The organism is Lysinibacillus sp. NPDC096382 (assembly GCF_044762845.1).
Taxonomy (GTDB): domain Bacteria; phylum Bacillota; class Bacilli; order Bacillales_A; family Planococcaceae; genus Lysinibacillus.
Genome location: NZ_JBIWFC010000003.1, coordinates 272,874 through 298,989, shown reverse-complemented (window position 1 = coordinate 298,989; position 26,116 = coordinate 272,874). Strand labels below are relative to the sequence as shown.

At 34.6% G+C, this 26,116-nt stretch carries 33 protein-coding genes and 6 pseudogenes; all 39 read right to left on the bottom strand.

Features of this window, described 5'->3' with window-relative positions; genetic code table 11:
* Positions 1–20: 20 nt before the first annotated feature.
* The 39 genes and pseudogenes from ACIQZA_RS07795 to ACIQZA_RS07605 all read right to left on the bottom strand — a co-directional run bounded on the left by ACIQZA_RS07795 (position 21) and on the right by ACIQZA_RS07605 (position 26,095).
* The gene (locus ACIQZA_RS07795; RefSeq protein WP_402880770.1) at positions 21–386 is read right to left on the bottom strand and encodes a hypothetical protein; all 366 of its coding nucleotides are present in this window, start codon (positions 384–386) and stop codon (positions 21–23) included.
* 253 nt (positions 387–639) lie between these two features.
* Complete coding sequence (locus ACIQZA_RS07790; protein ID WP_402880772.1) at positions 640–1,089, bottom strand: hypothetical protein; 450 nt, start codon at positions 1,087–1,089, stop codon at positions 640–642.
* Between the two features lie 1,253 nt (positions 1,090–2,342).
* On the bottom strand, positions 2,343–2,786 hold the full coding sequence (locus ACIQZA_RS07785; RefSeq protein WP_402880774.1) for a pentapeptide repeat-containing protein: 444 nt from the start codon (positions 2,784–2,786) through the stop codon (positions 2,343–2,345).
* A 247-nt stretch (positions 2,787–3,033) separates the two neighbouring features.
* Complete coding sequence (locus ACIQZA_RS07780) at positions 3,034–3,408, bottom strand: hypothetical protein (protein ID WP_402880776.1); 375 nt, start codon at positions 3,406–3,408, stop codon at positions 3,034–3,036.
* 191 nt (positions 3,409–3,599) lie between these two features.
* Complete coding sequence (locus ACIQZA_RS07775; protein WP_402880778.1) at positions 3,600–3,902, bottom strand: hypothetical protein; 303 nt, start codon at positions 3,900–3,902, stop codon at positions 3,600–3,602.
* 483 nt (positions 3,903–4,385) lie between these two features.
* A complete protein-coding gene (locus tag ACIQZA_RS07770; RefSeq protein ID WP_402880780.1) occupies positions 4,386–4,535 on the bottom strand; it encodes a hypothetical protein in 150 nt (49 codons plus the stop codon).
* A 272-nt stretch (positions 4,536–4,807) separates the two neighbouring features.
* Positions 4,808–5,047, bottom strand: a complete 240-nt coding sequence (locus ACIQZA_RS07765) for a polymorphic toxin type 35 domain-containing protein (RefSeq protein ID WP_403009878.1) — start codon at positions 5,045–5,047, stop codon at positions 4,808–4,810.
* A 134-nt stretch (positions 5,048–5,181) separates the two neighbouring features.
* Positions 5,182–5,359 (bottom strand): annotated as a pseudogene (locus ACIQZA_RS07760) (IS110 family RNA-guided transposase); the annotation flags it as partial.
* A gap of 352 nt (positions 5,360–5,711) precedes the next feature.
* The gene (locus ACIQZA_RS07755; RefSeq protein WP_402880783.1) at positions 5,712–5,933 is read right to left on the bottom strand and encodes a hypothetical protein; all 222 of its coding nucleotides are present in this window, start codon (positions 5,931–5,933) and stop codon (positions 5,712–5,714) included.
* Positions 5,934–6,142: 209 nt separating this feature from the next.
* Entirely contained in the window at positions 6,143–6,376 is a 234-nt protein-coding gene (locus tag ACIQZA_RS07750) for a hypothetical protein (protein WP_402880785.1), read from the bottom strand.
* 78 nt (positions 6,377–6,454) lie between these two features.
* Entirely contained in the window at positions 6,455–6,952 is a 498-nt protein-coding gene (locus tag ACIQZA_RS07745; RefSeq protein ID WP_402880787.1) for a pentapeptide repeat-containing protein, read from the bottom strand.
* 315 nt (positions 6,953–7,267) lie between these two features.
* Entirely contained in the window at positions 7,268–7,447 is a 180-nt protein-coding gene (locus ACIQZA_RS07740) for a hypothetical protein (protein WP_402880788.1), read from the bottom strand.
* A 112-nt stretch (positions 7,448–7,559) separates the two neighbouring features.
* Positions 7,560–8,093, bottom strand: coding sequence for a hypothetical protein (locus ACIQZA_RS07735; RefSeq protein WP_402880790.1), 534 nt, complete (start codon positions 8,091–8,093; stop codon positions 7,560–7,562).
* A gap of 478 nt (positions 8,094–8,571) precedes the next feature.
* Positions 8,572–8,718, bottom strand: a pseudogene (locus ACIQZA_RS07730) (IS110 family RNA-guided transposase); the annotation flags it as partial.
* A 65-nt stretch (positions 8,719–8,783) separates the two neighbouring features.
* A pseudogene (locus ACIQZA_RS07725) lies at positions 8,784–8,924 on the bottom strand (recombinase family protein); the annotation flags it as partial.
* A 281-nt stretch (positions 8,925–9,205) separates the two neighbouring features.
* Complete coding sequence (locus ACIQZA_RS07720) at positions 9,206–9,646, bottom strand: hypothetical protein (RefSeq protein WP_403009869.1); 441 nt, start codon at positions 9,644–9,646, stop codon at positions 9,206–9,208.
* Entirely contained in the window at positions 9,643–9,840 is a 198-nt protein-coding gene (locus ACIQZA_RS07715) for a hypothetical protein (RefSeq protein ID WP_402880793.1), read from the bottom strand. Before ACIQZA_RS07715 ends, ACIQZA_RS07720 begins: the two co-directional genes overlap by 4 nt.
* Positions 9,841–10,253: 413 nt before the next feature.
* Positions 10,254–10,784 carry a hypothetical protein gene (locus ACIQZA_RS07710; RefSeq protein WP_402880795.1) on the bottom strand — a complete coding sequence of 177 codons (531 nt, stop codon included), beginning with the start codon at positions 10,782–10,784 and terminating at the stop codon, positions 10,254–10,256.
* Between the two features lie 380 nt (positions 10,785–11,164).
* Positions 11,165–11,443: pseudogene (locus tag ACIQZA_RS07705) on the bottom strand (IS110 family RNA-guided transposase); the annotation flags it as partial.
* A 407-nt stretch (positions 11,444–11,850) separates the two neighbouring features.
* On the bottom strand, positions 11,851–12,234 hold the full coding sequence (cdiI, locus tag ACIQZA_RS07700; RefSeq protein ID WP_402880797.1) for a ribonuclease toxin immunity protein CdiI: 384 nt from the start codon (positions 12,232–12,234) through the stop codon (positions 11,851–11,853).
* A 201-nt stretch (positions 12,235–12,435) separates the two neighbouring features.
* A complete protein-coding gene (locus ACIQZA_RS07695; protein WP_402880798.1) occupies positions 12,436–13,131 on the bottom strand; it encodes an Imm3 family immunity protein in 696 nt (231 codons plus the stop codon).
* A gap of 16 nt (positions 13,132–13,147) precedes the next feature.
* Positions 13,148–13,228 carry a hypothetical protein gene (locus ACIQZA_RS07690; RefSeq protein ID WP_402881191.1) on the bottom strand — a complete coding sequence of 27 codons (81 nt, stop codon included), beginning with the start codon at positions 13,226–13,228 and terminating at the stop codon, positions 13,148–13,150.
* 16 nt (positions 13,229–13,244) lie between these two features.
* Positions 13,245–14,333, bottom strand: coding sequence for a deaminase domain-containing protein (locus tag ACIQZA_RS07685; protein ID WP_402880800.1), 1,089 nt, complete (start codon positions 14,331–14,333; stop codon positions 13,245–13,247).
* Positions 14,333–14,779 carry a hypothetical protein gene (locus tag ACIQZA_RS07680; protein ID WP_402880802.1) on the bottom strand — a complete coding sequence of 149 codons (447 nt, stop codon included), beginning with the start codon at positions 14,777–14,779 and terminating at the stop codon, positions 14,333–14,335. Before ACIQZA_RS07680 ends, ACIQZA_RS07685 begins: the two co-directional genes overlap by 1 nt.
* A gap of 117 nt (positions 14,780–14,896) precedes the next feature.
* Positions 14,897–15,310, bottom strand: coding sequence for a hypothetical protein (locus tag ACIQZA_RS07675; protein WP_402880804.1), 414 nt, complete (start codon positions 15,308–15,310; stop codon positions 14,897–14,899).
* A gap of 536 nt (positions 15,311–15,846) precedes the next feature.
* Entirely contained in the window at positions 15,847–16,077 is a 231-nt protein-coding gene (locus ACIQZA_RS07670) for a hypothetical protein (RefSeq protein WP_402880806.1), read from the bottom strand.
* A 355-nt stretch (positions 16,078–16,432) separates the two neighbouring features.
* Positions 16,433–16,581, bottom strand: a pseudogene (locus ACIQZA_RS07665) (IS110 family RNA-guided transposase); the annotation flags it as partial.
* Between the two features lie 72 nt (positions 16,582–16,653).
* A pseudogene (locus ACIQZA_RS07660) lies at positions 16,654–16,755 on the bottom strand (recombinase family protein); the annotation flags it as partial.
* A gap of 194 nt (positions 16,756–16,949) precedes the next feature.
* Positions 16,950–17,273 carry a hypothetical protein gene (locus tag ACIQZA_RS07655; RefSeq protein ID WP_402880808.1) on the bottom strand — a complete coding sequence of 108 codons (324 nt, stop codon included), beginning with the start codon at positions 17,271–17,273 and terminating at the stop codon, positions 16,950–16,952.
* A 14-nt stretch (positions 17,274–17,287) separates the two neighbouring features.
* Positions 17,288–18,610, bottom strand: coding sequence for a pre-toxin TG domain-containing protein (locus tag ACIQZA_RS07650; protein ID WP_402880810.1), 1,323 nt, complete (start codon positions 18,608–18,610; stop codon positions 17,288–17,290).
* Complete coding sequence (locus ACIQZA_RS07645; protein ID WP_400936246.1) at positions 18,610–20,142, bottom strand: contractile injection system protein, VgrG/Pvc8 family; 1,533 nt, start codon at positions 20,140–20,142, stop codon at positions 18,610–18,612. Before ACIQZA_RS07645 ends, ACIQZA_RS07650 begins: the two co-directional genes overlap by 1 nt.
* 33 nt (positions 20,143–20,175) lie before the next feature.
* Entirely contained in the window at positions 20,176–20,583 is a 408-nt protein-coding gene (locus ACIQZA_RS07640) for a DUF4280 domain-containing protein (RefSeq protein WP_402880812.1), read from the bottom strand.
* A gap of 139 nt (positions 20,584–20,722) precedes the next feature.
* On the bottom strand, positions 20,723–21,073 hold the full coding sequence (locus ACIQZA_RS07635) for a hypothetical protein (RefSeq protein ID WP_402880814.1): 351 nt from the start codon (positions 21,071–21,073) through the stop codon (positions 20,723–20,725).
* Between the two features lie 79 nt (positions 21,074–21,152).
* Positions 21,153–21,392, bottom strand: coding sequence for a hypothetical protein (locus ACIQZA_RS07630; RefSeq protein ID WP_402880816.1), 240 nt, complete (start codon positions 21,390–21,392; stop codon positions 21,153–21,155).
* A 46-nt stretch (positions 21,393–21,438) separates the two neighbouring features.
* Entirely contained in the window at positions 21,439–21,990 is a 552-nt protein-coding gene (locus ACIQZA_RS07625) for a serine protease (protein WP_402880818.1), read from the bottom strand.
* 24 nt (positions 21,991–22,014) lie between these two features.
* Positions 22,015–23,145: a pentapeptide repeat-containing protein gene (locus tag ACIQZA_RS07620; RefSeq protein WP_402880820.1), complete on the bottom strand. Its 1,131-nt coding sequence runs from the start codon at positions 23,143–23,145 to the stop codon at positions 22,015–22,017.
* 16 nt (positions 23,146–23,161) lie between these two features.
* Complete coding sequence (locus ACIQZA_RS07615) at positions 23,162–24,586, bottom strand: hypothetical protein (protein WP_402880822.1); 1,425 nt, start codon at positions 24,584–24,586, stop codon at positions 23,162–23,164.
* On the bottom strand, positions 24,583–25,281 hold the full coding sequence (locus ACIQZA_RS07610) for a hypothetical protein (RefSeq protein ID WP_402880824.1): 699 nt from the start codon (positions 25,279–25,281) through the stop codon (positions 24,583–24,585). The genes ACIQZA_RS07615 and ACIQZA_RS07610 overlap by 4 nt, the downstream gene beginning before the upstream one ends.
* Positions 25,282–25,321: 40 nt before the next feature.
* Positions 25,322–26,095 carry a DNA and RNA helicase gene (locus ACIQZA_RS07605; RefSeq protein ID WP_402880826.1) on the bottom strand — a complete coding sequence of 258 codons (774 nt, stop codon included), beginning with the start codon at positions 26,093–26,095 and terminating at the stop codon, positions 25,322–25,324.
* Positions 26,096–26,116: the final 21 nt, after the last annotated feature.

Below are 26,116 nucleotides of genomic sequence, written 5' to 3'. Positions count from 1 at the left end.
CCCGATCTGGGAATCTGTTCTTAAAGCTTAAGTGACCAAAATATTTTAAGAACCTCTCCTAAAGTCTGTATTTGCTCCTCTAAGTTCTCATCCTCATCAACATTAATATGAAAAAAATCTCTAATTTGATATAAGTTCATCATTTTTTCTATATTAACTTTATTTTTTTGACATTCCTTCTTCCACATTTCGAAATATTTTTCCGAAAACTTATCTTTTAATAAAAAACATCCTTCGACTTCAATAACATCCGGATAAAAAAATTTCGCAAACCCAAGTGCTGTTTTTATATCTGATTTCATATTTACATAGCTCCACCATGTAAATTTCCCTTGATTAACATCTTTAAACTCCATAAATTCGCTATTTATTTCATCATTGAACAAGTAAATCACATCCTAATCTTTTTATAAAATATTTTTAGTTATTTCAGATGGGTCAGCTGGTCGAACTTCATAACCATTTTGAGACTTCTCCCGGATTAGTATTGTATTTTGGCTCTTTAACGTTTCGTCTAGGAATATCTCCGTGTTCTTTTCCAGTAACACGTACCTCTTTGACAATTTTACCATCAGGTCCGTAAGTGTATATTTTGTTACATTACCGTCCGGTACTGGGGAGCCCTCTCACAAAATATCATTAAATTTTTATTTTATTTTTTATTATATTAATATAACCTTGAAACGTTTCCTTCTGTTCATCGAACATCCAAATATCTGCAAAATCTATTAAGTTGTTCTTTTCAACATTTTCAATCATTCTATCTAGTTTACTCTTATGTGCTAAGAGCATTTCTGGACTAACGGATGATAATTTTTCCATCATTTCCATTGAATCAATGTCAGCATAGAAAGATGTGTTCTGTTTATCAATCCTTTCAATAATTTCAAACGTTGCTAAATCTTTAAAAACATCTTGTCTAATACAACGGATCAAATCAAAGTTTGATAACTCACATAGACACTTCCCAGTAATTTCTAAGTACCATACAGGAAGTGATATATCAGAATATTGAATTGCATTTTGTATTACACCTTCATATTCTTCATTAGTCAAAAACTCTTTTAATTTCATTTTTCTATTAATCATATACATTACTCCAATCATTACTTAGGTAGATAGACTCCGAGATTGAAGGCAAAAATATCTTCAATTTTTTTATCGTAACGAGTAAAGTTGTCGAAGTTCATTATCTAAATTAGGATTTTTGAGCATCCCTTCCCAACTTCTGTTCAAATCCCACGATATCCATCAAAAACAGAAACTTCTTGAGCATGATCATAATAACCTAAATCTAGTTTTGGAACAGGTCACAAACAAAGTCCCACTGTGCTCATTTTAAATCCAATTCGGTTAAATATGTTTACAAGTCGTCTCATTCATCTCTAGATATGTCCCAAGTTCAAGCCTTGTTCCTTAAGTATGCCTTAATTTCATCTTCTTGATATCTCAAGCTATAATCGTCTCATGCTTGCCCTTGAGTCGGGACACATATATACCCAACAACGATCGATTTCTCAATCTACAGTTACATAAATAGTAATTTTCGTAACGCTTTTAACGAATAGCGAGTATTATACGACCGTCTCTAGTAAAAATACAACCTTAAAAATATTTGACTATATAAAGCAAACAATTCTCTCTCACATTAACCGGTGTTTATCACCACGAGCTTTATCTTTATCGTTTATTTAGTCACTATTCCATACAAAACTACCTCCCGCATGTAAAATGTCATCTCGCCTAATTCTCACACTTTTCTTTCTAGCCAATGTTTACATAGTACTCTTTGATGGCCCAGCCTTTATGAGCTCTCAATTCTCAAACAAATCTTTTTCTTATTGTCTCACTCAAATATCAGCTGATTAAATATTAATTAAAAAAAAACCTTGAAAGGCATTTAGCCAATCAAGGTACTTATTATTAACTATTCATATTATCCAAATATTTACTTGCTAAATCAAGGGCCACTCCTAACTTAATTTGATTCTGCTTACTTAGACCTTGTAAATACTGGGTAATAGATTTAAATTCAATAAATTTCTGGATATAAACTTCTTATCACTTCAAGTAATCTTTTATTCTCTTCACTCTTGAAAAGTGATTCATTAGATTTTACAAGTATCTTTCTTAGATCGTGTTCCGTCTTACTACCAATTAGTTTCACGTTTCCACTCCTTTTATTAACATTTTACCCTGTGTATCTGTTACTAAATTACCACGACTATCAATAAAATATATGTACTTCTACTTCACTTTCTCCAGATAAATTTGGAATAAAATAAGCTCATTCTTTACGAAAAATGCAACCAATTAACGTAATCTCCTTATCTTTTGACGAGCTAAACAAGGGGTTTGCAGCTTAATAAAACTGCATTACGAAAATCCGCCTCATCAAAAAGACCAGCTACTAAATTAGCGTCTGATAGATCTGCTTTAGCAAATACAGTTTCAATACATTCACTATCAGCAAGTCTAGCAGCTTTCATATTGGCATTTGTGAAGTCTACATACGAGACATTAGATTTACAAAAATCTACTCCTTCTAAATTTGCAGATATAAAAGTTGATGAACATAGTAAAGATGACGAGATATCCTTATTAATTAAATCCATGCCATCAAAGATACAATCTGTTATATACGCTTGATCAAGTGGATATTGGGACAAATCCACATTCCGCAAATCAATCTCATCTATATCCAGTTTTTCTCCTTGTTCCCCAATAGTTTCAATCCAAAGACGATGCACCTTTAATTTAGCGATAATTTCTCTGATATCAATCATCACATTAAATCCCTTATGGATACCAAATAATCCAACTTAATTGTATAAAATTCATCCTTCTAAAGAAGAAGGGTATGAAATCAAACTTTAATGTACATACAGAAATATTCTATAATTACTTGTATTGGTTTTACTAGGCTTATAGTTGATAGGGCTAGAAGTTACTGTGGCCACCCAACCAAAAATTTTTTAGAGTCGCTTTTCATGGACATTGCAACCATCATGAATATTTACTTCCTCATCTATTTTATTCTTCAAAGAGCACACTTTTGGAAAGAATCCATCCATTTAATCCATATGAAGCGTAAATTTTATAGTAATGATAATTATTTCCTTTGATATATTTAATTAAATCCTCGACCTTTTCATAATCCATTGGCCAAAGATAATCCTTCTCCTTATCTAACAATTCTTTGTTTTCTAAAGCAAATGAATCGACCTCTCCTTTAGCTATATCGAAAAGAATGCTATCAGGTAGTTGGTTTTCAAAATGAAAAGCAAAAAAATCTTCAAATAAAATTGTTAATGGTTTTTCTTGTACGTTTTCCACTTTCATTTCAATTTTTGAATTCTCAAAATCTATTTGATAATTTAAAATCTTACTATCATGAATTTTACTCATAAGTAGCCCTCCTCGTATTCCGTTATTAACAGACTTACTAACTGAAAAATTAGGTTCTTCATTCCTTGCCAAGCATATTGCTATTCAAGGTTTGCATCGGAATAAGGATTAATCTCTTTTAATGCAAAACTAGTTTAGATTAAGTATTTCCCGATTAACTTATTGGATTCAAAAACTATGATGCCTCGAATTTAACCTATGTACTTCTCTGCAATCTCAATACTTCTCTTTAAATTTAAGTCTGGGTATCTCAGATTTAGGCGATATAGTAGTTCAATATACTTTTTACTTTGCAAATTATATGCCACTTCTTCAAAAACCTCACTTAAAAAAGAAAGTTCGGTTTTTGTACAAACTTGAAAAAAATTCAAAGTCAAGTTTTCATTTTCACTTAGTAAAGCAATTAGCTCTTGCCATTTTTGCTCAATTCTTGGGTCATTATCATCTAGTAATGCTCGTGCACCTAAAACAGCTCTAACTTTTTCTTCAAACATTGTTAATCCCCCATTTTGAAACGATTATACCAAACCTTTTATTAAGCTAGGTTGCTAAAACCAGTTCAGTTATAATTTAATTAAAACCTCTTTATTTATTAGCTTTGAATTCTCTAGATCGGCGTTTAAAAAGTTACTTTAGAACAATCTGTTTTAGCAAAACTAACATTTCGGGCATTTGCATTTGAAATTTGCGTAAAATAAATCTGCTTTATAAAATAAGCATTTACATAAAATTTGATGAGCATAACAATGATTAGGACATATCACTACTACTAAGATTTATACAGTCAAATTTACAAGCAGTCAAATATGCTTGATTTAAAGCGCATCCTGTTAAATCAAACTCAAAAATCTTATTTCAATGAGACCTAGCTTTTTACCTTGACCACCTATCATTTCAATCCAAACTTATGTAATTTTAAACTTACTATTATCACTAGTGGTTAAATATTTCAATTGCAATCTTCAAAATTGTTCATATTAAATGTATTGCTTTGCTACCTTACTTTTAGGATTTAAGTTTATTATTTCTTCAGCTATTGTTTTAGCTTCTTGATTACTTAGTAATTTATCGGGAATGTCATTAAAAAATAATAAATATTCTTTAAGTTCTATATCTTCTTCATCCAATTCAACTGCTTTTTTCGCATGATAAAATGCTGCCTGATAATGCTCCCTCTAAATGACTTAATGGTTGAGATAATATAATTGAAGCAATATAGTGAAGGAATGAAGTTTCCTTCTTTTTAACATATCAAAAACAAAAGAATAATATATGATGTTCTCTGATTCATAGCATAATTCCAACATATAATTTTCTAATTCAACTTTATTCAAACTATCTACTAAAGCTTTAGCTTCTGTAAAATTTAACGAAATAATTAATTTTTCTAATCTTGTTTTCATTTTGTTTTCACCCACGCATCTGATATTTTAATTTTTCGATTTGTTGGTAGCTTTACAAAAGTGACTTCTACTATTTGACCATTCACTGATATGGATCTCTTTAGAGCCGATTTTTTATAAGGACCTTCTGTTCCATTCTCCATAGCATTTGAAATAACCTTAGATACTTCATCCCAATTGTTTTTATCCGTAACTACTTTATCCCAAGCATGTTTATACTGTAATATATGATGTATTTTATTACTACCTAATTCAGAAACCTCTGAAATAACTTTACACGTACCTATGTTGTAATCTTAAAATCCGCTATTAAAGTACATTCTCTCTTACATCTTATTTAAACTACTTCTTCCTTTTTTATTATCCGCAATTAATAGACTGTTTTGTGCTTCAGCATGCCGTATATAATGTTTACAAGCCGTCTCATTATACAAACTAATACTTGTTCATTTTATTTTGCCTTCTTTTAGTTTCCGTTGATAGTATGCATGGAATACTGGGTTCCTTAGCAGCTTACTCCCTTTTACCACTTGTACTTGCTGTACTGCATGTAAAATATCATCTCGCCTAATTCTTACACTTTTCTTCCTATACCACTGTATACATAGTACTCCTTGATGGTCCAACCTTCATGAGCTTGCGAATCAAATATCAGATTACTTTTTAACCATAAGCTTCATAAGCTTCTTTGAGTTAAGAAAAAACCTTAAAAGGCATATAGCCAATCAAGGTATTAAAGATTTTTCTACCATTTTCCTCTTTCAAAATCTGGATCATCTATTTCTTTGATAACTGAAATTCATACAATTTGATGCTCTTCAGATTCTGTTTCAACTAGACCTACCTATTTTTCGTGTATTTTGGTTGATTGATAGGTTTACTCAACTGAGTGTGAAATTTTCACAAATTTAATATAGCCCTTATCTTGTCCATTAATACATACACCTGGATTTTCTGTTCCTGATTTTCACCAACAAATTCCTTACATGTTTCTTTCAAACAACCATAGAAATCAGTACTGTTCATAATGATTTCGTTATATTTTGCTGTGTAAATAAATATCATTATGCCTTCTTTAAATTCAATCTCCTCAGAATGCTCTGGAAGTTCATATCCCATCATATGATCTTGCCACGGCTCTCTCTTGGATAAACACTCTAGTACATTAAGTAAATCACTCTTTAAAAAAGAAAAAAATCATGGATGACTGGCTGTTTGTCTATTAACATGAAACCCCTCCTAATTACCATAATTTTTCAATCCTATACTGGATATACACTTTCTATTTCTCATGTTGTTGAATTTTTCCATTATATGGATTTTATTCCGTTTTATATGCCTTGTATTACCTGCCCACCTCTAGTTAAATATTCAGTACAGTTATCCATTGCCTCTTGACAATATTTATACATTTGTTCTTCAGTAAACACATTTTCATCGTTAACTGTCTTTTTATGAGTTGATGCTTTAAATTCACTTGTATATACGCCACGTTCTTGTTTTCCTATCTTGTAGCACACATCGTATTCACCCGGGACAGAAAGATGTGGTTCCTTTTTCTCCACTTTATACAGAATTCCATTAGCATGGTTAGCCAATCAAGGTTATAATTACTTATATCCAAAAAGTTATTTTGCTTTTCTTCAATTGCTCATCACTTCTAACCACTTTCTAGCCTCTCCATCTATTAGAATATTTGGTCGTTCTGGCGTCCCAATATTAATACTTTTAATAAAAGCCTCTTCCAACCCTCGAACCCCTGTTAGTTTAGCTCCTTTTAGCAATACTTTTTCAAACGTCGATTCGCTTACGTCTGCATTTTGAAGGTTTACATTACGAAAGTCTGCATTTTCAAAAAGGGCTGCTACTAATTTTGCATCACTTAAGTTTGCACTATTAAATATAGTTTCAATACAATCACTCTTAGCAAATCTTGTATTTTGAAGGTTTGCGTTTGTAAAGTTTGCATAAGAAACATCTGTTTTATAGAAATCAGCATTTTCTAGATTCGCAGACACAAAACTTGAAGAACAAATAGTTGAAGAACACATTTCTATATTTATCAAGTTCATATTATTAAAGATACAATCCGTAATATAAGCCTGATTTAATGGATATTTTATCAAATCTACTTCTGTCAACTTTACTTCATCAAGAACTAACTTCTTGCCTTCTAATCCTAGAGAATCAAGCCAAATTTTATGTGATTCTAAAAGTTGAATTAAGTCCTCTTTTTTGCGATTATTAATGATGATGCCTCCCCTCTAAGGATAACAACTAATCTTGTCTGATATCCCTCTTTCAATTGCTTGTTATATTCTGGGTCAAATTTCTATCATCAACTATAACATTGTGCCCGCGTTCAAACTCCTTCTTTCTTTTTTTCATAGCGTTATCAACTGTAAAAGCACCTTTTTTGGGTGAAGTATGACCATTAGGATACGATTCAAAGCTCTTTACATCCCATTTTTTTCTGTAACAGTATCAATAAACTCTGCACCTTTATCAGCTTTTTGGCCTCTGATAATTCTCCCTAAATCACCACGACTTTCCAATTCTAATCCAATCTCTCTTTCATTTATTCCATGACCTTCATTTCTTCCTCCATGTGATGGATCTCCTTCCAAATCATCCAAATCTCTCTATGTCCTCCAATATATTTTCCCGTACCCTTATCTAGTTACATTTCAAAGCCAATTACAATCCATTCATCTACATAGCTCTAAAAATCGATATTATATTTGGGCTTTAATTAACTTTTTTTAACATTGCTACATTTGCAGGTACTAGAAGTTCATGACTATTAAAAACTTTTTCATCACCTTCAGTGTATGAACATGTTTCACAATATCTATACAAATTAATGCCTTCAATATCAGATAAAATTCTAAGATGATCACTTTTACATTGAGGACATACTGTTGAAGAGACGAATGTTATAATATCTTTTATTAGATTTGATAACCTGCGCCAAATCTCAATATCTGATTTAGGTAGTAGGTTAATATAATTACTAATAATCAAATCAAAATCATCACCAGTCGCTCCAATAATATACATTTCAGGTTCAATCGTCATAACACATTGGAAATATAATTTTTCATCCTCTGTATTAATTCTATTGTTATTTTGGGAATTATTCAGAAAATGCTCAATTGCTTCTCGATTATTTCTTATTATTTCAATTAATCTTAGTAAAAAGGTATCCAAATCCAAATTCTGTTTTTCTGAAAACAGTTCCAAAGCTTCAGACCATAATATATTCATTCTTCTTTTATTCATATTCCACAACCTTCGTTAAAAATTTATATATTAAAAATGAAAATATTATTTGCAGGGACTGGATATGTAAACTTCTGCTTTTATCAGTTATTACTTGTATCCATATAGTTTCAGTGTCTCCAACACCTTGGATACATGGTTTTACAGTACCTACAATTGTTCCTTATTAACTATATGGGAAATACTGCCCTGAAGTTTCTAAAACAGTAGCTGGAGATTGAATAGTTCCTTTCTACCTAAAATATTTTTCATTTCATCTTGACAAATGGTAAATTGACTTGCGTTTTTTCCAAGAGTAAAGTGACGATCAACAACATACCCCCATCCTCCGTTTTTAGATGTGCTAAATCTAGTAGATCCATTAGCAATGTTTATTCGATTTTGCACTACTCCAGGTATTTTAGTAGCTACAACCGTACCCTATGTTGTAATCTTAAAATCCGCTAATAAAAAACAATCTATCTTAAATCTTATTAAACTACTTCTTTCTCTTTATTATCGGCAATTCATAGGCTGTTTTGTGCTTCATCATGCCGTATATGATTTTTACAAGCTGTCTCATTATACAAACTAATACTTGCCCTTTTTTGCTTTCTTTTAGTTTCCGTTGATAGTATTCATGGAATATAGATTCCTTGGCAATTTACTTCCTTTTACCACTTGTAAGCTTACTTTATGACTAAGTGTAAAATACCCACCTTCCTTTGCTTTTTTTCTTCCCTTCGTTAGTTTAAGCTCAATTTCAGGCTGTTGGTATTGGTCTAATAACTCCATTAAGCTGTTTATCAAAAAATTATTGGGGTCTTTCTTATGGATACTGTAAAATGGTTGCCATAACGCCCTTCATGTTCTTCATGAATCGCTTTAATTTCCTCTTTTAAATCGGCATCTAAATCTGGTTGATTCATTAACCCATTTAAGGATTGCTTTTTTATCAGTCTCCATAGATTTAGCTATATCATAGGAACTTTCCTTTCCATTTAAGTAACGCTAACAGCTTGTAATTTATCTTTGGCAGTTATTTTTTGACCATATAAAAACGCACCTCAAATTGTTAGATGTGTCTAACAATTTGGGCGCAGTTCATATAACCAGTCAAGGTCAAAATTCTATTACCAGTTTCCTATATCAAAGTCCTCGTTATCAATTTCTTTAATGTATACTGAAATCCATATTACAGTATTTTCAATAGGGTCAGTCTCGATATAAATCCCTTTAGGACTACAATATATTTCTTCGAAATCATCATATTCAAAACTTGGTTCTATTTCCAAAACCCTGTCAATAGGCATACCAATATAAATTACATCAAATAACTTTCCAGTATAGTTCTTCAATGCAGTAATTTTAAATAACTTACCATTTAATACATTAAACCATAAATCAATCGAATTATTTATTTCGTATCTTATTAAAAAATTTCCTATGGATACTGGTTTCTCACATTGTTGCTCTATTATTGAATAAAATTCACTAATATGACTATATAACTTTACATTTCCCATTCCTACCCAAGGAATGATAGGGGCCTGTAAGTCAATCAAATATATCACCTCTCTGTAAAAATAATATTAGCAGTCTCTTTTCCATCAGTTTTATAAGTATCTTTTTTCCCATCTGCAACTTTAATTATCCCTTCGTCACTTGTATTGATTTTTACATAAGGGTTAGCCCCATGTCTTCCTCCACCAGGCGACACTTGTACTTGTGTTATATTTCTTCCGTTACAATCGTTGATAGTACGCATGGAATACTGGGATTCCTTGGTAGCCTACCTTCTTTTGTCACTTGTACTTGCTGTACATCTAAGTTGTAAAATAACCACCTTCCTTTGCTTTTTTAATTTTTCGTTAGTGCGTTAATTTCAAGGCATTGTATTGGTCTAATAACTCCATTAAGCCATTGCATGCAAAATCTCATCTCGCTTAATTCTCACACTTTTCTTCCTAGACCACTGCATAGTACTCCTTGATGGTCCAGCCTTCAAAAGCTCTCGATTCTCAAACAAATCATTTTCTTATTGTCTCACCCAAAATAAGCTAATTTAATGTAATAAAAAACCTTGAAAAGCATTTAGCCAATCAAGGAAATTTTTTTTTGTTACTATGATTCAAAAGCTGTTCTATTAGGAAACGTACCACCTTCTTTTACTACTGCCAATTAACTATCCTCAAAAAGACAATTAAATATTGTAACGTCTTCCTCTTTTAACTCTAATGAAATATTCGGCACTACAACATTAAGAATAGTTTCGTCTAGCGTTTGAATTCCATTATTATTTAATATTTCTAAAATCCTTATATTAATTCGCTCTGTTTCTGTATTAAGTGGAGAATATGCTTCATGTATTTGTACAGCCCCATCATTGTAGTTGTACCTAACATATTTAACTACTGAATACGGAGCAATTAATGAAATTAAAACCATAACCCCTGTTACCTCATGCTTTTCCTTAAGATAATCGTTAAACTCGTCACTACCTATTCTAAAGTTCGGACTTAGTGATGATTGAATAAAATAAGAAAAGCACGTTGAATAACTGAAGTCGGTAAGATTATCAATGAATATCTGTTCTACCTCATCATTGAACTTTCTAACCCAATATTCCTTATCAATATACTTAGCAAGTATATATTGAAAATCACCTTTTCCATACAATCTGTCAATTGTATTTAGTAAAACTTCTTTCATATTATACCTCCATTATTGTACTGGAAGCCATGAATATTGCCTTTTTTACCAATATGAACCTTGACCCTAGTTTCTCCATTTGATCCAGCAGGCTTGCCAAAATCTCATAAGTTTTTACACTTCCATCTGCTCGTACCGGAGTACCATTCATCCATGCTTCTTGAGTTAACTGTACACCATTTTGACCTTTAGGCCATTATGACTTGGTTGAAACGTTATTACCATGCCCTGGCACATGCTTACCTTGCTTTCCTGCATCTACTTTGGTACTCCATTTATACCTGCATCAACCATACCTTGACTCGGTAACTTACCAGAATAATTCGTACCCTATTTGTAATCTTAAAATCCGCTAATAAAAAAACAATCTATCTTAAACCTCAATAAATTCCTTCTTCCTCTTTTATTATCGGTAATTCATAGGCTGTTTTGTGCTTCAACATACCAAATATAATGTTTACAAGCCGTCTCATGATACAAACCAATGCTTGTCTTTTTGTTTTGCCTTCTTTTAGTTTCCGTTGATAGTATGCATGGTATACTGGGTTCCTTGGCAGCATATTTCCTTTTGCCACTTGTACTTGCTGTACGGCTAAGTTGTAAAATAAAGGGTGTATCGCCCGATTTCCTTTCTTGCTTTTTTTGTTCTCTTTCTTTCCGGCTTAATTCATGCGCTAAATAAATTCCTTTATTCTTTGCTATCCGGTTTATCATGAATCTTACAGTAACCATTCCGTTTACGTTGGTCGCTTCAAATATCATGTTGTATCAAAGTGTGTCATATTCTTCCGTGCATATATGTGAGAAGTATTATTTGGGTTAATTGGGTTAAATGTTAGATTTGGAGTAGGAATAAAATCATTTTTTGAATATTTAACTACCACCTTGATTGGCTAACTACCTTTCAAGGTTTTTTGTTATGGTTAAAAGAGTACGACTTTAGAATTTCAACTTATAGTGGTTAGGAAAATATACAGACGAGAGTGTCCGACAGAATACAAGTACTTTTGTTTAATCCAAAATCTAGTAAATTGTCTTAAAATATCTATTTCTCCTCTATCTCATATTATGATAAATTTAAAATTTCTTTTAGTTCTTTTAAGGAAGCTTCAACTCTTGTTTGATCTTGAGGTCGTCTTGTTAAATAGTCTTCCACGGCCTCTTTTAAATATTGGAAAAATACATTTTCATCTACAATAGCATTTTCCTCAACTTCTGCCATAGGAGGTTGTATACTGAAGTTAACACCAGTTTCACCAAAATACTCTTTTTCTCCTGGCTGATATTCATTTGCAAAAATACAACATACTGGATCAATCCCAAAACCTTGTTTGTTTTTGAAATTATCAATCGCTTCCATAAACTTCCCATCACCTATTATTATGTAATATAGACGCATCAACTCAACTTTTTCTGAAAATTCTTCTATAATAAAAACTTCCTCACTCATAACAAACACTCCTTTAACCTTCCTCTGGTGGACTGTAAAAGCCGCTATGTCCTTCACAGGAATCATGATTCTAATAAATAAAAAAATAAGAAAAGCCCATTAAACCACTGTTATATATGGTTTATGGGCTCAAGATATTAAGAAATTTAATATCTTATAGTTTTTAACTTATTGCCTTTTAGCGATTAAACAACAATAATTTCATTTTAAATTAGATAAAACACTTTTAATTCGATCAGCTAACTTTTTTTGTTCATCTTCAGTCAATTGCTCATCAGATACATCTTCGATACTGAACGATTGCAACATATGTTTAACATCTTCAATACCATCCACTCCAGTTAATCCTTGTTTGTACAAATTTTCAGCAAGTATTGTATAGACAATGAATTTTTCACTTTTTGTATTTTCACAATCTCGATCAAACCGTTGCAACACAGTAGTAACTATTGAATCAGTATTTTCATTTTCTAACTTAAAATTGTTAATATATCTTTGGACCTCTTCTATTAATTCGTCGTAATACCAACAAGCTCTAGGAAAATAATCTAGAGACATGTTTTTTAATTTCTGTAAAACATGTTCCTTTCGCGATGCTAAATCACTATATTGTTGTGGTGTTAATTTATTCTCTTGTTGAATTATTTTAAAATTCAATTCAGTTAGATTTTTTTCCAAATAACCCTTGAAAGAATGTAGAATTTTAACATGGGAGACTGCTATTTCTGAAAATATCACAAAAATTATTGCTTTATCTGTTTCACTTTTTTTAGCCAACATATCATAGTCATAAAAATTCCTTGCTAACGCTTCTCTCCTACTAATTTTTTCTTCCTCAATTAATTCATTATAATCTTCGTAAATATCCTCTTCATATTCATCATAACTAAAAACCATTTAAAAACCTCCTTGATTATTTTGGTGAAATAGAATTATCACTATTATGAATTACCTCGACTTCAATATTCGGATACTTTGTATTAAATTGTTGGATTACCTGATCACAACTATCACATACAAATTTTTTTAGTAAATAATTTTACTTTACCCTTTGCTTCATAATTAGTTCCTATTCTCTCTGCTAAATCATTTAAAATTTTATACTCTGTATCTACGTCTCTTAAAAAAGATTCTCCTGATTTATCAGGAGCAACAATTGCTTTAAATGTTGGATTATCTGGTTTAAATGAAAACTCTTCAGCACCAGGTATATTTTTTTCGCGATCTTGAATTCTACTATGGGCATAAAAATCTTTCTTACTAACTCCTGAAATATTCACTTCTGCATAAGCAAAGTTACCTTTTTCCTTATATCTTCTACCTAATTGGCCTCTAGCTTCCGCTACTTTATCAATAATATGTTGATCTACTTTAGGATCAATTTGTTTGGTTGGAAATTTTGATTGCCCTGTACCCTCTTTGAAATTTTCAAAGGATTCTTTGAAATTTCCAATGGATTCTTTGTAATTTTCAGTAGATTTTTTGAAATTTTCTTTTGATGCTTCCCATCTCTCATTGAAAGATCTTCCATTATTCTTTAGCCATATTACAATATCGTCCTTCGCTAACATAAAATCTTTCTTTAAAAACTCAAGATCTTTCTTTGAATACTCAAAATCTCTCTTTAAATACTCATACTCTCCTTTCATTTCTTGTTTCAATTCTTCAACTGTTTTTTTTACTTGTTCTTTTACTAACTGTTCTGTCTTCTGGTATACCTGATTTACTTTCTGGTATACCTGATTTGCTTTCTGGTACACTTGTTTTGACTTCTGTTGTACCCATCGTTTTCCCTTCTGAACAGTGTTTTTTAACCAAAGCACTCCCGTCTTCCAAGTACGTTTCACCAATCGGATAGCCCACTTTTTGAGCTTTCTTACTTTTTTTCGTGCCTTTGTATAAAGCTTACCCAATTTTTTCCTAAACTTTTTTATAAATTTCCCTAGTTTTCCCCCTAATTTCTTGATTCCCTTCCACAATTTTTTACTTACTTTTACAACTTTCTTAACAACAGGGATACTTCCAAGGAAATTGCTGATTGCTCCAAATATACCTTTACTCTTGCCTTTACCACCTTTCCCCTTGCCCTTCTTCGCCATTAAGCACCACCCCCACCAACAGGGATCATGCCCATGACGTCTAATGCAGAGCCAAGGTCAGCTCCGTCTTCCGATTTATTGGATACGGACACAGGCGCTTTGATGAAGCCTTCCATTTTCACGACCTGTCCTTGCATATCGGTGTTGCCATCTAAGACAAGACTACTAGTACCGCAGGTTATTTGCATGGATTCTGTTGCGCTCATCGAAATGCTTTTCTCTGCAAAGGTGATATCATTGGCTTTTAACGTAAGCGGATGCTTACTATGTATTTCTACTCCGCTTCCCTGATCCAACTTTAGAAAAACGGCGCCTTCTTGTGCGGTAAACGTCACCGATTGTGGGTCTAGCTTGATGTCCTTGCCTTTTGATGTGCCCCAGTAGGACGTTTTAGGATCGGCTTTTTTTTTGTTAGGAGTCTCCCTTTCGTTCACTGTAGCGGACAAAGCTACTTCCTGTCGGTGAAATAGAAATGATGGCAGTCAGACCTTCCAACTACCACCACTTTATCATTTGTTCAATTTCAACTTATTCCGCACATATTTATTTCCCCTCTAACAACTCTAGTCTTGACCATCTAATTCGGCGACATATGCAACCTCTCTTATTAAAGACGTAACAGCATGACAATTTTCCAGATCATCCTCATCCAACATCGACCAATAATAAATAGTATTCTTGTGAATACTAATGTCTTGAAGAAGATGATATCTAATCAAGCTAGCCGATTTCTCCTCAGCCTTTCCTTCTACTATTGCATCATTGAATGATGCAATAATAATAATCATTAAAGCGAATTTTTCTTCTTTGTTTAATTCGATATTTTCATAGGCGTATATGAATTCGGTTATTCTTGAAGAATCCGACACCTCATACTCCCAATCTTGGGTAAATTCATCAGAAGTGGGTAGTTTCACTTTCTTTACAAGACCTTCAATAGCACTCTTAGTAACATACTCCGGGTATAGGTTCTCCATAGTTATTTCTCCTTTGTATTATTTTCCTATTCCTGAAGGATGAGCACTGCTAAATGGAAAAGCAGACCTAATTCAACCATCCTCTTTCACTATCACTCTAGCCATATCAGGTTTATTTCAGTACCATCTGGCAAGTATTCTCTTGATTTAATAGATGATGGTAGCGGTACATCATGAGTTAAACTATTTATATCCTTGTTTATCGCCACGAGCTTTGTCATTCTCGATAGTTTGTAGTTATTCCATATCATATCTTAACTTAAAAATTTCATTTCGCCAGTTCTCACGTTTTCTTCCTAGCCCAGATGTAAAATAAAACACCATGATAGTACTGCCTCTGTAAACTCTCATTATAAATTACAGCTAGTATATAAGTATCTTATAATTAAGAAGTTTCTACTAATGACAACACTTCAAAGCTTGCACAGAAAAACTTAATAATGTTATTCTCATAATCTTCTACTAAATATTTTTTTGGTAATTCAAAACCTTTATCTTTCAAATTATTAATTCTAAAGCCCGTTATTTGATTATAACTATTTCCAAATCCTAATAAATCTAAAGTTAACATCATTAAACTTCATTTTCAAAATAAACTTCCTACAATCGACTTCTAATAAAAAGCTAATTTCTAAAAATGAAACTTGATCATAATAAGAATTGTATCCAATAAAATAATGGAAATCAGTAATAAATTTAACATCAGTTGATTTGAAATTAGGAATTTTATTTTCTAACTCCGTTCCTTCATACCACTCATTTATCATTTCTCTTTCTCCTCAAAAAAATTATACCTGAATTAAATTCTTTTCAGAGTATCCAGGGTCGTCAAATTTATATTCATGTAAATGTGGAACGGAATTGTCTAGTGGCACACTATAGTCCGATGATCTACCCGATATTGTTGTCTACCGAAGTCATCATAAATTACAGTGGATTTCCCTCTCTTTCCTTATAATCTCTGTAATGCTCTATTTTTGAACCTGGCGTTGCATTATCGGGTGCTTTCCTATGCCAATATTCATCAGGTACAAATGGTTCTTTTGCAAAGTCATCACCTTTACCCGTACCCTATGTTGTAATCTTTAAATCTGCTAATAAAAAAACAATCTATGTTAAATCTCAATAAACTACTTCTTTCTCTTTTATTATCGGCAATTCATAGGCTGTTTTGTACTTCATCATGCCGTATATAATGTTTACAAGCCGTCTCATTATACAAACTAATGCTTGTCCTTTGTTTTGCCTTCTTTTAGTTTCTGTTGATAGTATGCATGGAATATGGATTCTTGGCAATTTACTTCCTTTTGCCACTTGTACTTACTTTATGACTAAGTTGTAAAATACCCACCTTCCTTTGCTTTTTTTCTTCCCTTCGTTAGTTTCAGCTCAATTTCAAGCCGTTGGTATTGATCTAATAACTCCAATAAGCCGTTGCATGTAAAATGTCATCTCGCCTAATTCTCACACTTTTCTTCCTAAACCACTGTTTACATAGTACTCCTTGATGGTCCAGCCTTCATGAGTTTCCGAATCAAATATCAGATTACTTTTTAACCATACAAAAACTGCACCTCCAATTGTTAGCTGTGTCTAACAATTGGGGCGCAGTTCACAATCAAGGTTCAATTTATTGAATTCATTTATCGAAACATTCAATTTTTATTTCTTTACTTACAATTTTTCCTTCAAAAGGCCAAGCTGAAATATGAGTATAATAAAAATTATCCTTTTCATTTATTTCAATGTCTTGAACAAAATATTTGTAATTATTTTCATCCTTTGAATAAGATATATCGTGTTTAAAATTTGTCTCAAAACAATTTATAAAAGTACATTTTATTATAGATGTACTTTTTTCATATTCTATTGTCACTTCATTATACCAATCACTAATCATGAATTTAGTTAAAGGTGAGTCAATTATACCTTTATTGACGAGTTCTTCTTCAAATTTATGCATTATAACCATTCCTTTTATCTATTATAAGGTATATGTGCAGCTGGACTGTCACTATCTACAATATTCCCATTAATATCAAGAGAATTTCCTGATTTATCATAAGTATGCATGTGGTCATACTTAGTTACTCTATCTGGTGGATCAATTCTAACTCGATAATTTCCATTAATATCTTTTACATGAACAAAATCAGTTCCATTTGGACCGTTCGCATTAAATGTCCACCCGTCTGGTAATGATTTCTGTAAATCATCTAAAGACATTTTATTTAATTCTTTTGGTGATAACTGATCTAAGGACTTTATAACTTTACTAGTACCCTTATCGATATTCTTTATATATTCTCCAAGTTCTTTGACATCCTTCTCAGTGACTTCAACTATTGGAGCCTTATCTTCTTTCTTAGAATTACTATTTGGTATATTATTATTATTTGGAACATCATTTTTTTTGTTATTACTTGTATACGTTTTTTTACTATCTTCTATTATTTTCGTTGTTTTTTTAGAATATTTATATGTATCATATCCTGCATCAACTATTTTAAATGGCTTAGATGTAGGCAACATAGATAGTCCTGCTAGTATCCTTTCACCAGTTGTGGATTTAGGGTCAACAAGAGTAACAATATCTTCAAACAACAAGGTGAGTATAAAACGTTCTACTATAGTAGGTTTGCTTTGGGGTAATGTATAATGCCCTCCACCCACTACTGCTTGTAAATCTTCTAAGGTTGTTATCGGCTCTCCGGCATTCACTGAATTTCTATTTCCGTTTGATACGTACTGTCGGTCTTTTAAGTATTTCTCCAGTTCTGCTTCATCTATGATTTTTTTCCCAGTTTGTTTAGTTTGCCCAGTAATTAAGTCTTTACCCGTGCCCATTTCATATAAGGCTTTGATATTTCCAAAAATAGGAACACAATTCAACCCCATAGAAATTAGTTTAAGATTTTGAGCTTTTTCATACTTTTTGACTTGTTTGACAGCAGCTTTTGACGCCTTTCCGCCCTTTGTAGTAGCCCTTTTATCAGCTTTTTTCTGTGCAAGTACTGCTTTTTTCACAGCCTTTTTAAACATCTTGGACAATTTTCTCTTGGATAATTTATTTTTAAGCTTCCTGGCCTTTGTAAAAACCTTTCCTCTCTTCTTCTTAAAGTTCTTCTTAAGCTTTTTGAAGAGATTCTTTAATTTTAATTTATTTTTCGCCTTTTTGATTTTCTTTTTGAAGGCCTTTCCTATTGCTTTTTTAACATTCCTAACAGCGGGAATACAGCCAAGGAGGCTGCCTATCGCTCCAAAAAAACCTATACTCTTACTTTTCCCCTTCTTCGCCATTAAGCGCCACCCCCACCAACAGGGATACTGCCCATGACGTCTAGGGCAGATTCAAGGTCTGCTCCGTCTTCTGGTGCATTGGACATGGACACAGGTGCTTTGTTCGATCCTTCCATTGTCACAATCTGCCCTTGCATATCGGTGTTGCCGTCAAGAACGAGACTGCTGGAGCCACAGGTTAAATGCATGGATTCTGTAGCACTCATGGAAATGCTTTTCCCTGCAAAGGTGATTGTATCATTGGCTTTTAGTGTAAGCGGATGCTTACTATGTACTTCTACTCCGCTTCCCTGATCAAGCTTTAGGAAAACAGCGCCTTCCTGTGCGGTAAACGTCATCGATTGTGGGTCTAGCTTGATGTCCTTGCCTTTTGGTGTGCCCCAGTAGGATATTCTCGGATCGGCTGTTTTTGGGTTGGAGTCGCCGCTCTTTCGTACACTGTGACGAACAACGGCTGCTTCCTCCCGATGCGTCGGGAATGTAAGGTGAACGCTATCGCCTTCCTCTGGTGGGCTGTAAAAGCCGCTATGTCCTTCTGCTGTATACGGCGTAGCAAGTGAGAACCAGGTGGCTTCTTCCTTTTTTTGTGCCTCATCAATGGATAGGTGTAAGCGGACTTGATCCTTCTTGACCTCTACTACCTTACCCTCAATTGCTATGCCTGACAGGGAAGGAATGTTTAGTCTTTCTCGATGAATGCCTGACTCAGACAGTAAATAATATTCATATGTAAGGACACCTTGTTGCATGCGTGCTATGAATTTGGCCACAACTAGCTTCTTGTTTTGGATCTGGACACGGTCACCGAGCGCTAATGTTTTTTTGGACTCGATTACATAGGATACTGTATCCCGCTCCTCTATTGGTCGCTCAATGTCATTTTGCAGCGTATGTAAATACTTGGAGCGATCCTTGGTGATTGTATAGCTAGTAGCCGACAGTTTTTCTAATCGACCTTCCGGCAGACCGAACCATAGCTTAGGTCTATCGGCATCTACTGCTGGTACGAGTACTGTTCGAAAATGAGAGGCCATGCGCTTTAGAAATTGCCAGTCAGTCTCTCTATATTGTAATATAAATTGCTTTAGAGGAGTAGATTTCGATGCAGTATCAATAACATCTGCACCTGGATAGTTAGCAAGTACTTGCTTGAGCATAGTATTATACGTCATCTTGTCATGCTGGAAAGAGCGAGCTTTGCGTTTACAATCCAAGGTAAATGTAGATGACACCGCTTCTAGCTCAATTTGGTACACGCCTCTCACCATACGAACTGCCACTTCGGATACTTGCCCTTTAAAAAGCGGCCGTACACGCTGTCCATTGCGCTTTTCATAGAGCTCTATTTGATCTGAACTGCTGGCAATCTGCATACAGCGATCTTTCTTCTCCTCCAGGATAAATCCCGTAATTGATAACCTTGCATGGTCATTCACTGTTTGGGTCAAGCTGAGATCATGCAACGTTTGAACCTCATAGGGGGATACGAGCTCAAGCTCTCCGTATCCAATAACTTCCTCATACGTGTTCACATGAATACCCTTCTTTCCTCATGGGATGATGGCTTATTCTTGACCATCATCTTCTACCTTTATCGTCCCGCAATATAGGCACATATTCGTAGATTGATTGGTAAGTGCGGGAAAACGCTCAATCAACTGATCAGACTTTCCGTTAATCCATGGCATCGTGACCACTGGAGTACAGGGCATCGGTTTCAAAACACCATTATTAGCCGCTGTTGCTGCTGCCACTGTAGGATTTGATAATGTTTGACATAAACCAAAGGGCTGGATGTTGACATTGGGTTTATAATCCATTGTGTTCATCTGTGCCTTGTTTTTTGTATAAACGCCATGGCTTACTGGCATTTTTAAAATGCTTGTTTGGTCGCCCTGTGAGCATGATAATTGGGCGCCAGCAACTACATAACTGCGCTGCTCATCGCCTTTTGTCTGCATTGCATCTGCCATTGGAAATCACCCTTTCTATAAGAAAAGTACATTCACTTTGCACATTCGAAAACGAAACAAAGACTTTACTATTTTCGCTTTTAAGAATCCTTTATCGCGAAGCGCGAATGCCTAAACATCAATTTAAAACTTTATGACTTTAGAAAATTATTATTTCCTCTTGCATTTCTTGACTTTCGCCAAATGACTTTGTATAGATAATTTTCTTTTTGCTTTCCTCTAGCTGACCAATTGAAATTTGTAAAACCTGCATTGTATCTTTTCCTCCCATACGATAGGTAAGACCGTTCCACCTGCCTGTAACTTTTTGCTCGTCAGACGCTTCAATCTTATTTTTATATGTTAGGTCACCTAATTCGCTATGTAGTGTTTTTCCATCTGTACTAATTTTAAAATTCTTAACGATTGTAGCTGTTGGATTTTGTATCGTTAACTGATCATTCTCTTTTGTAATGGTAATGTCGCTTTCACCAATTTTTCCAAGCCTCATATGCTGATCAAGCTCTAGGAAAAACTTATATTCGTCTTCTGTAAGGCCTAATTTTTCATCATAGGGAAACTTCTCACCTTTAGCTAGCCCGGCTTGCTGTAATTTTTTCCACTTTCTCGTTTAAGTCTTTTGTAAGACCCATTGCCATGACATCTGCCTTGAATGTGCCTTCTTTAAAGCTTTTAGCCAAATTCTCTTTACTCATATCAACTTTAACTGCACTACTCTGTTCAGCTACTGGCTCTTTTTTCTCATCTTTTTCAGCTTCGCCTGACCCACAACCCGCTAGACTAATGCTGCGAAAGCTGCCGTTGCACACCTTTTTTTCATGTTAATGTTCTCCTACTCTATGTATTACTAGTTTTCTAGGCTTGAAGGAGCTCGTTCCATTTACCTTCCGTTTGCACTTTGCGTAATCGAATACCTCGAAACGAACGGCGCAATATACTTTCTGCGAGCTCAATATTGACAATGATATAATCCTCTTTTATCCCTTCAATTTGAAAGAAAGTGTATGGTGCGGCTAAAGTCTCATCAATAACGAGCTTTTTTAGCGTTCCATCTAGATGAAATTCGGTTTGTGCTGAAAGACAGGCCACTTTTGGAGGAATGGAAAGCCAATATAACGTCTGTTTTAATTTCGGCATATCCACGAGAACAACTGGTTTAAACGGTAGGCGTGGCTCATATTTTTCTACTAGCTGCTTTACGGGATCAGCTAAAAGAGCAATTGGCTTTTCGATAAAATCGATATAGTCATTTTCACTTTTATCTAATACAGGAAATTGACGATCTAGCTCCTCTAGCTCCTCCATTCTTTCCACTGTTAATAGTTCTTTTTTAATAATTTTTGATAGTCCAACTGGTTCTACAGCATTCGAAATACGCTCATCCTGAGATAGAATAAAATAGTTCATCTTGGGTCTCCTTTTTCACGACATCTATTTCCAAATGACACTCGCTATTTGGAATGGATCTAGTTTCAGATGCTCCCGTGCTTCCTTCGAGAACACAGCTTTTTCTAAATTAGCTCCTTCAAAATGAGCATCCTTGACGTTAGCCCCGATAAAGCAAGCACCTCGTAAATTAGCTAGCTCAAAATCAGCACCCTCTAAATTAGCACCAGTAAAGTTCACTGGGAGATAGCCTGGCATTTCCCACTTCTGTCGATCAGTTAGTCCGCTTGCTCCCTGAGTCTGTTGGAAGTTAGCACCTTGCAATTGACTATTGCTAAAATCAGCCTCATGAATCGTACTGAAGCTTAAATCAACGTCCATTAGTTTACTATTCCTAAGATTGGCGCCAATGAGTAAGCAATTACGCATTTGGCTATGTGCTAAATTCGTTTTCTGGAAAAAGGCATATCGAATATCTAAGTTTTCATAGTTGCCACCAGCTAGATTTAATTTGCTAAATACTTCATACGGATATTCATCCTCTAATTTTTGAGCCAGCCAAGCTTTGATTTCTTCAATATCCTTCGAGGAGAAGTCCTCACTATAGACAACTTCATTGACGTCCATAAATTCACCTATACGAATTTCTACAGCATCATCCCGATCAAGTGCTAAATATTCTGGACATCTAATAATGTCAGGCAATGCATATCTAGCAAGGCTAATAACATATTGATGGAAATGAGTCGCTTCCTTTAGCTTGATGTGCTCAATATCCGCTTGGGTAATTGCTCCCATGAATGTTTTGCTGTATACATATAATTCTTCAACGAATTGCTCTAAAAAACTTAGAGCCCAGCTTGCATCATAGGTCGTTAAAATAGGTCGGACGTCAAAGAACCAATCCTCATCTGTCCCCTCTACTAGATAGTGATGGCGTCCCTCCAGTAGCTCTGTGCGCAGCATGGAATACGTAATATGTCCAATTGGTCCTTTCTGTTGAAGGGATTGTTGCTGCTGTAGCTGCTGACAAATGCTTTGAAAGGATGTTCTAAATTCCTCAGCAAGCACATCCTTGGAGGCTTGGAAAAAATCCTCTAATCCCAAGAGATGGGTCAACCGTCTTTTCTCTACTTCTGTTTCATAAAAATGCTGTAAAACTCCTTCTGCTTGCATATGTGTCTCCTTCTTTCTAATTGGCCTTTACTTCTTTCCCGAAAATTTGCACACTGCCATCCATCGTTATTTTACTTTCTTTGCATTTTAACGAAATTTCTTCCTCTGCAGACAACAGAATTTTCTTGCTTGCATTGATTGAAATGTCTGCCTCGGATATAAGCTTGATTTCCTTTTTACTAAAAATTTCGATACCACTCGCTTCATTTAAACGAATAAAAATATCGTTATCTTTCGCTGTAATGACAATTTCTGTTGGGCTCATCTTAATTTCTTTGCCAAAGGCTGTTCTATAATATTTCGTCGAAGGGTCATCTAGCTTATTAGTCGCGGTGCTGTTTAAATTTTTTCGAATCGAGCTGCTAGCAATTCCCTCTTCTTCTCGATACGAAGGGAAATACACATGAACAAAGTCGTTCATTTCAGGCATACAATACCAGCCACTATGCCCCTCAGCTGTATAAGGCGTTGCATAAAGGAACCAATGCGCTTTACCTTTATCCTGTTTTTCATCAATAGTTAGATGGACTTTAATATGATCCTTGGCAACTTCCAACACTTTACCTTCAATAGAGACACCAGAAATTTCATCGTTGAATATTTCACTCTTGTTCATACCATTCTTCGTTGAAAGTGTATAACAATGCTTAAGTAAGCCATCCTTCATCGACGTAGAGGCCTCACAAACATAGAGTGTTTGCTCATGAAATGTTACGTAGTCTCCTATAGCAAGTACCTTATCGGTTTCCACTTCATAGTATAAAAAGTCATGCTCTCCCATACCTTGATTGCCGTTATATGTATAGAGAAGATAGTCTGCTAGTTTTTTTCTTGTCGTATAATGATAGTCTTCTAGCTTTCCTTTTGCATGACCAGAAGGGACACCAAAATGGAACTTTGGCTTATCAAAAGTAGCAGCAGGAACTAGTTCAGTGTTATAGCGGGAGGCAAGACGTTTTAAAAATTCCCAATCGGTTTCTCGGTATTGCAAGGTAAACTTGCCTAATTTCCCACCCTTAGTAGCCTCATCGATGACATCGAGACCAGGATAATATGGACTCATGAGCTTGAATAGAGACGAATAGGTTAGCTCTTTATCTTGATAGGAGCGATTTTTCTTCTGAATATCGAGGAAATAGGTGTTGGAGGCAGCTTCGACTTCCATATAGTATATCCCTCTAACCGCATGTATCTTGACGCCTAATATAACCCCCTTAAATAAAGGGGTAGGTGCACCTAAATGATCGAGTTGATTCACTTCGATGGATGAATATACCTCTGTCATTTCCACGTACTGATCTCGAACTTCCTCAGGTACAATGCCCGTGAAGTGTAAAGTTGCGTGCTCATTCATTTTCTTTGTGAGTGTAAGCTCTTGAATGCTCACCAGCTTGAATGGCAATATTTGTATATTATGATAGGCAGTTACTAATCCACTCATCGTAATACGCCCCCTCCCCTTCCGTTAGAAGCGAATTGCATTGTTTCCATCATTGCTCTAGCGATAGGACGCCAAGTCTCAGTATCCTCCTCCGTACAATTGAACGTACCAATAAGCGCTTTCCCATCAATCGATACAAAGAACATTAAATTAAAAATCTCACCATCAATGGCAGGTGTCATGACCTCGATAAAGCCAACTGTTTTGTCATCTATTTTGATCACATCTGTATCAAACCATTGTGCTGCAGGCTGAGCTTGCTCTAGAACGTCAATCATATTTTCCTGAAACTCAGCTACACCCTCATCAGGTAAAGAATGTGATGTCTTGTTGAAGGCTAAATTAATAGTAGACGATTCATCCGTATAAATAATATTTGGTCTTCGCTCTGACGGGTATTTTAATGAGGCTAACTCAGCTGGCATGATTGAAAAGAGCTTCGGCATTCGGAACGAAATTTTTCCATCCATCACACGCTGATCAAAGACCGGCACTTCCTGCTCGTCTATATTGACAAAATCCTTGTAAAGGTCAATTGCTTCAAGCTCAGACTGTCCCTCTTGTATAGGCTCCTCAGGCGGTGTTTGTTCCGCTTTTAAAGCAGCTTGCTTTTGAGCTAATTCATGTTGTTCCTGCTCTCGCATTTCATTTCTAAGGGCGATAATTTGTTCATCTAAAAATTTCAACCCATTCACCTTCCATTTCTTGAACGTTTTTTCATCAACAGACCATCAGCTAGTCAACAATCATGCGCTTAGGTCGCCCTTGACTGTGCCCTGTCATACGACCACCGCGCTTTGATTCTAATAAAATACGGTTCAAGTATTTATGAATTTGACTATTAGAAAATGTTTGGTAATCAAGCTCTAGCCGATTGCAAATATAGAAATCGATTGCATCTCGTTGAATGCGCTCTTGATTTAAGCACTCTAAAGCAAAGGCTATATCATACGGATTCGCTGGCCGATTTTTTAACAGCTCTCGTGCAAAATAGTGCAAAATGATTGGATGATATGTGCTTTTTTGAAAACCTGCATACTGACAGTGAAGATAATTGACCGTATTGTATTCTGTAGCAAAATCAAGAAAATCAATATACTCTGAACGCAGTTTGGCACCCGATTTTAATTTAAAGCGCGATAACTCTAGCTCATTATGTGCAAGCTCTAGCGAATCATCTAGCACAATCTCTGTCGTAAGGTTTCTAAAATCTAATTCATTCACTTCTTCAGCAAATCGTACTTTTAAAATCGTTTCACTTCCTGTTGCTTCATAAGGAAGCTCATAGCTACTATGCAACATATAGAGCTTTCCATTATGCTTGATAATGCCTTTTGTAATGATGAGGCCTGTATCTGCTACAATAATTCTGGCACCGGAAATAATGCCATTCGAATAATCTTGGAAATATAAATCTAAAAATTCTCTTGGGTAATCTCGTAAATTTTCTAGCATTTCTCGCTTTAAAATTCGGCCTTTTTGAAAATGTGGATATTGATTGGCAAACAAGCTGTCACCCACCTCTTTTCT

Bases quoted from the DNA above. Each gene is read 5' to 3' on its own strand.
- ACIQZA_RS07635 (WP_402880814.1), bottom strand. From the start codon at position 21,073: ATGAGGCTTGGAAAAATTGGTGAAAGCGACATTACCATTACAAAAGAG.
- ACIQZA_RS07640 (WP_402880812.1), bottom strand. From the start codon at position 20,583: ATGGCAGATGCAATGCAGACAAAAGGCGATGAGCAGCGCAGTTATGTA.
- ACIQZA_RS07715 (WP_402880793.1), bottom strand. From the start codon at position 9,840: ATGCGTACTATCAACGATTGTAACGGAAGAAATATAACACAAGTACAA.
- ACIQZA_RS07710 (WP_402880795.1), bottom strand. From the start codon at position 10,784: ATGAAAGAAGTTTTACTAAATACAATTGACAGATTGTATGGAAAAGGT.
- ACIQZA_RS07790 (WP_402880772.1), bottom strand. From the start codon at position 1,089: ATGATTAATAGAAAAATGAAATTAAAAGAGTTTTTGACTAATGAAGAA.
- ACIQZA_RS07685 (WP_402880800.1), bottom strand. From the start codon at position 14,333: ATGGCGAAGAAGGGCAAGGGGAAAGGTGGTAAAGGCAAGAGTAAAGGT.
- ACIQZA_RS07615 (WP_402880822.1), bottom strand. From the start codon at position 24,586: ATGAGTGGATTAGTAACTGCCTATCATAATATACAAATATTGCCATTC.
- ACIQZA_RS07625 (WP_402880818.1), bottom strand. From the start codon at position 21,990: ATGAACTATTTTATTCTATCTCAGGATGAGCGTATTTCGAATGCTGTA.
- ACIQZA_RS07695 (WP_402880798.1), bottom strand. From the start codon at position 13,131: ATGGTTTTTAGTTATGATGAATATGAAGAGGATATTTACGAAGATTAT.
- ACIQZA_RS07655 (WP_402880808.1), bottom strand. From the start codon at position 17,273: ATGCATAAATTTGAAGAAGAACTCGTCAATAAAGGTATAATTGACTCA.
- ACIQZA_RS07650 (WP_402880810.1), bottom strand. From the start codon at position 18,610: ATGGCGAAGAAGGGGAAAAGTAAGAGTATAGGTTTTTTTGGAGCGATA.
- ACIQZA_RS07780 (WP_402880776.1), bottom strand. From the start codon at position 3,408: ATGAGTAAAATTCATGATAGTAAGATTTTAAATTATCAAATAGATTTT.
- ACIQZA_RS07735 (WP_402880790.1), bottom strand. From the start codon at position 8,093: ATGAATAAAAGAAGAATGAATATATTATGGTCTGAAGCTTTGGAACTG.
- ACIQZA_RS07775 (WP_402880778.1), bottom strand. From the start codon at position 3,902: ATGTTTGAAGAAAAAGTTAGAGCTGTTTTAGGTGCACGAGCATTACTA.
- ACIQZA_RS07675 (WP_402880804.1), bottom strand. From the start codon at position 15,310: ATGGAGAACCTATACCCGGAGTATGTTACTAAGAGTGCTATTGAAGGT.
- ACIQZA_RS07755 (WP_402880783.1), bottom strand. From the start codon at position 5,933: ATGATGGGATATGAACTTCCAGAGCATTCTGAGGAGATTGAATTTAAA.
- ACIQZA_RS07620 (WP_402880820.1), bottom strand. From the start codon at position 23,145: ATGCAAGCAGAAGGAGTTTTACAGCATTTTTATGAAACAGAAGTAGAG.
- cdiI (WP_402880797.1), bottom strand. From the start codon at position 12,234: ATGAGTGAGGAAGTTTTTATTATAGAAGAATTTTCAGAAAAAGTTGAG.
- ACIQZA_RS07785 (WP_402880774.1), bottom strand. From the start codon at position 2,786: ATGATTGATATCAGAGAAATTATCGCTAAATTAAAGGTGCATCGTCTT.
- ACIQZA_RS07670 (WP_402880806.1), bottom strand. From the start codon at position 16,077: ATGATAAATGAGTGGTATGAAGGAACGGAGTTAGAAAATAAAATTCCT.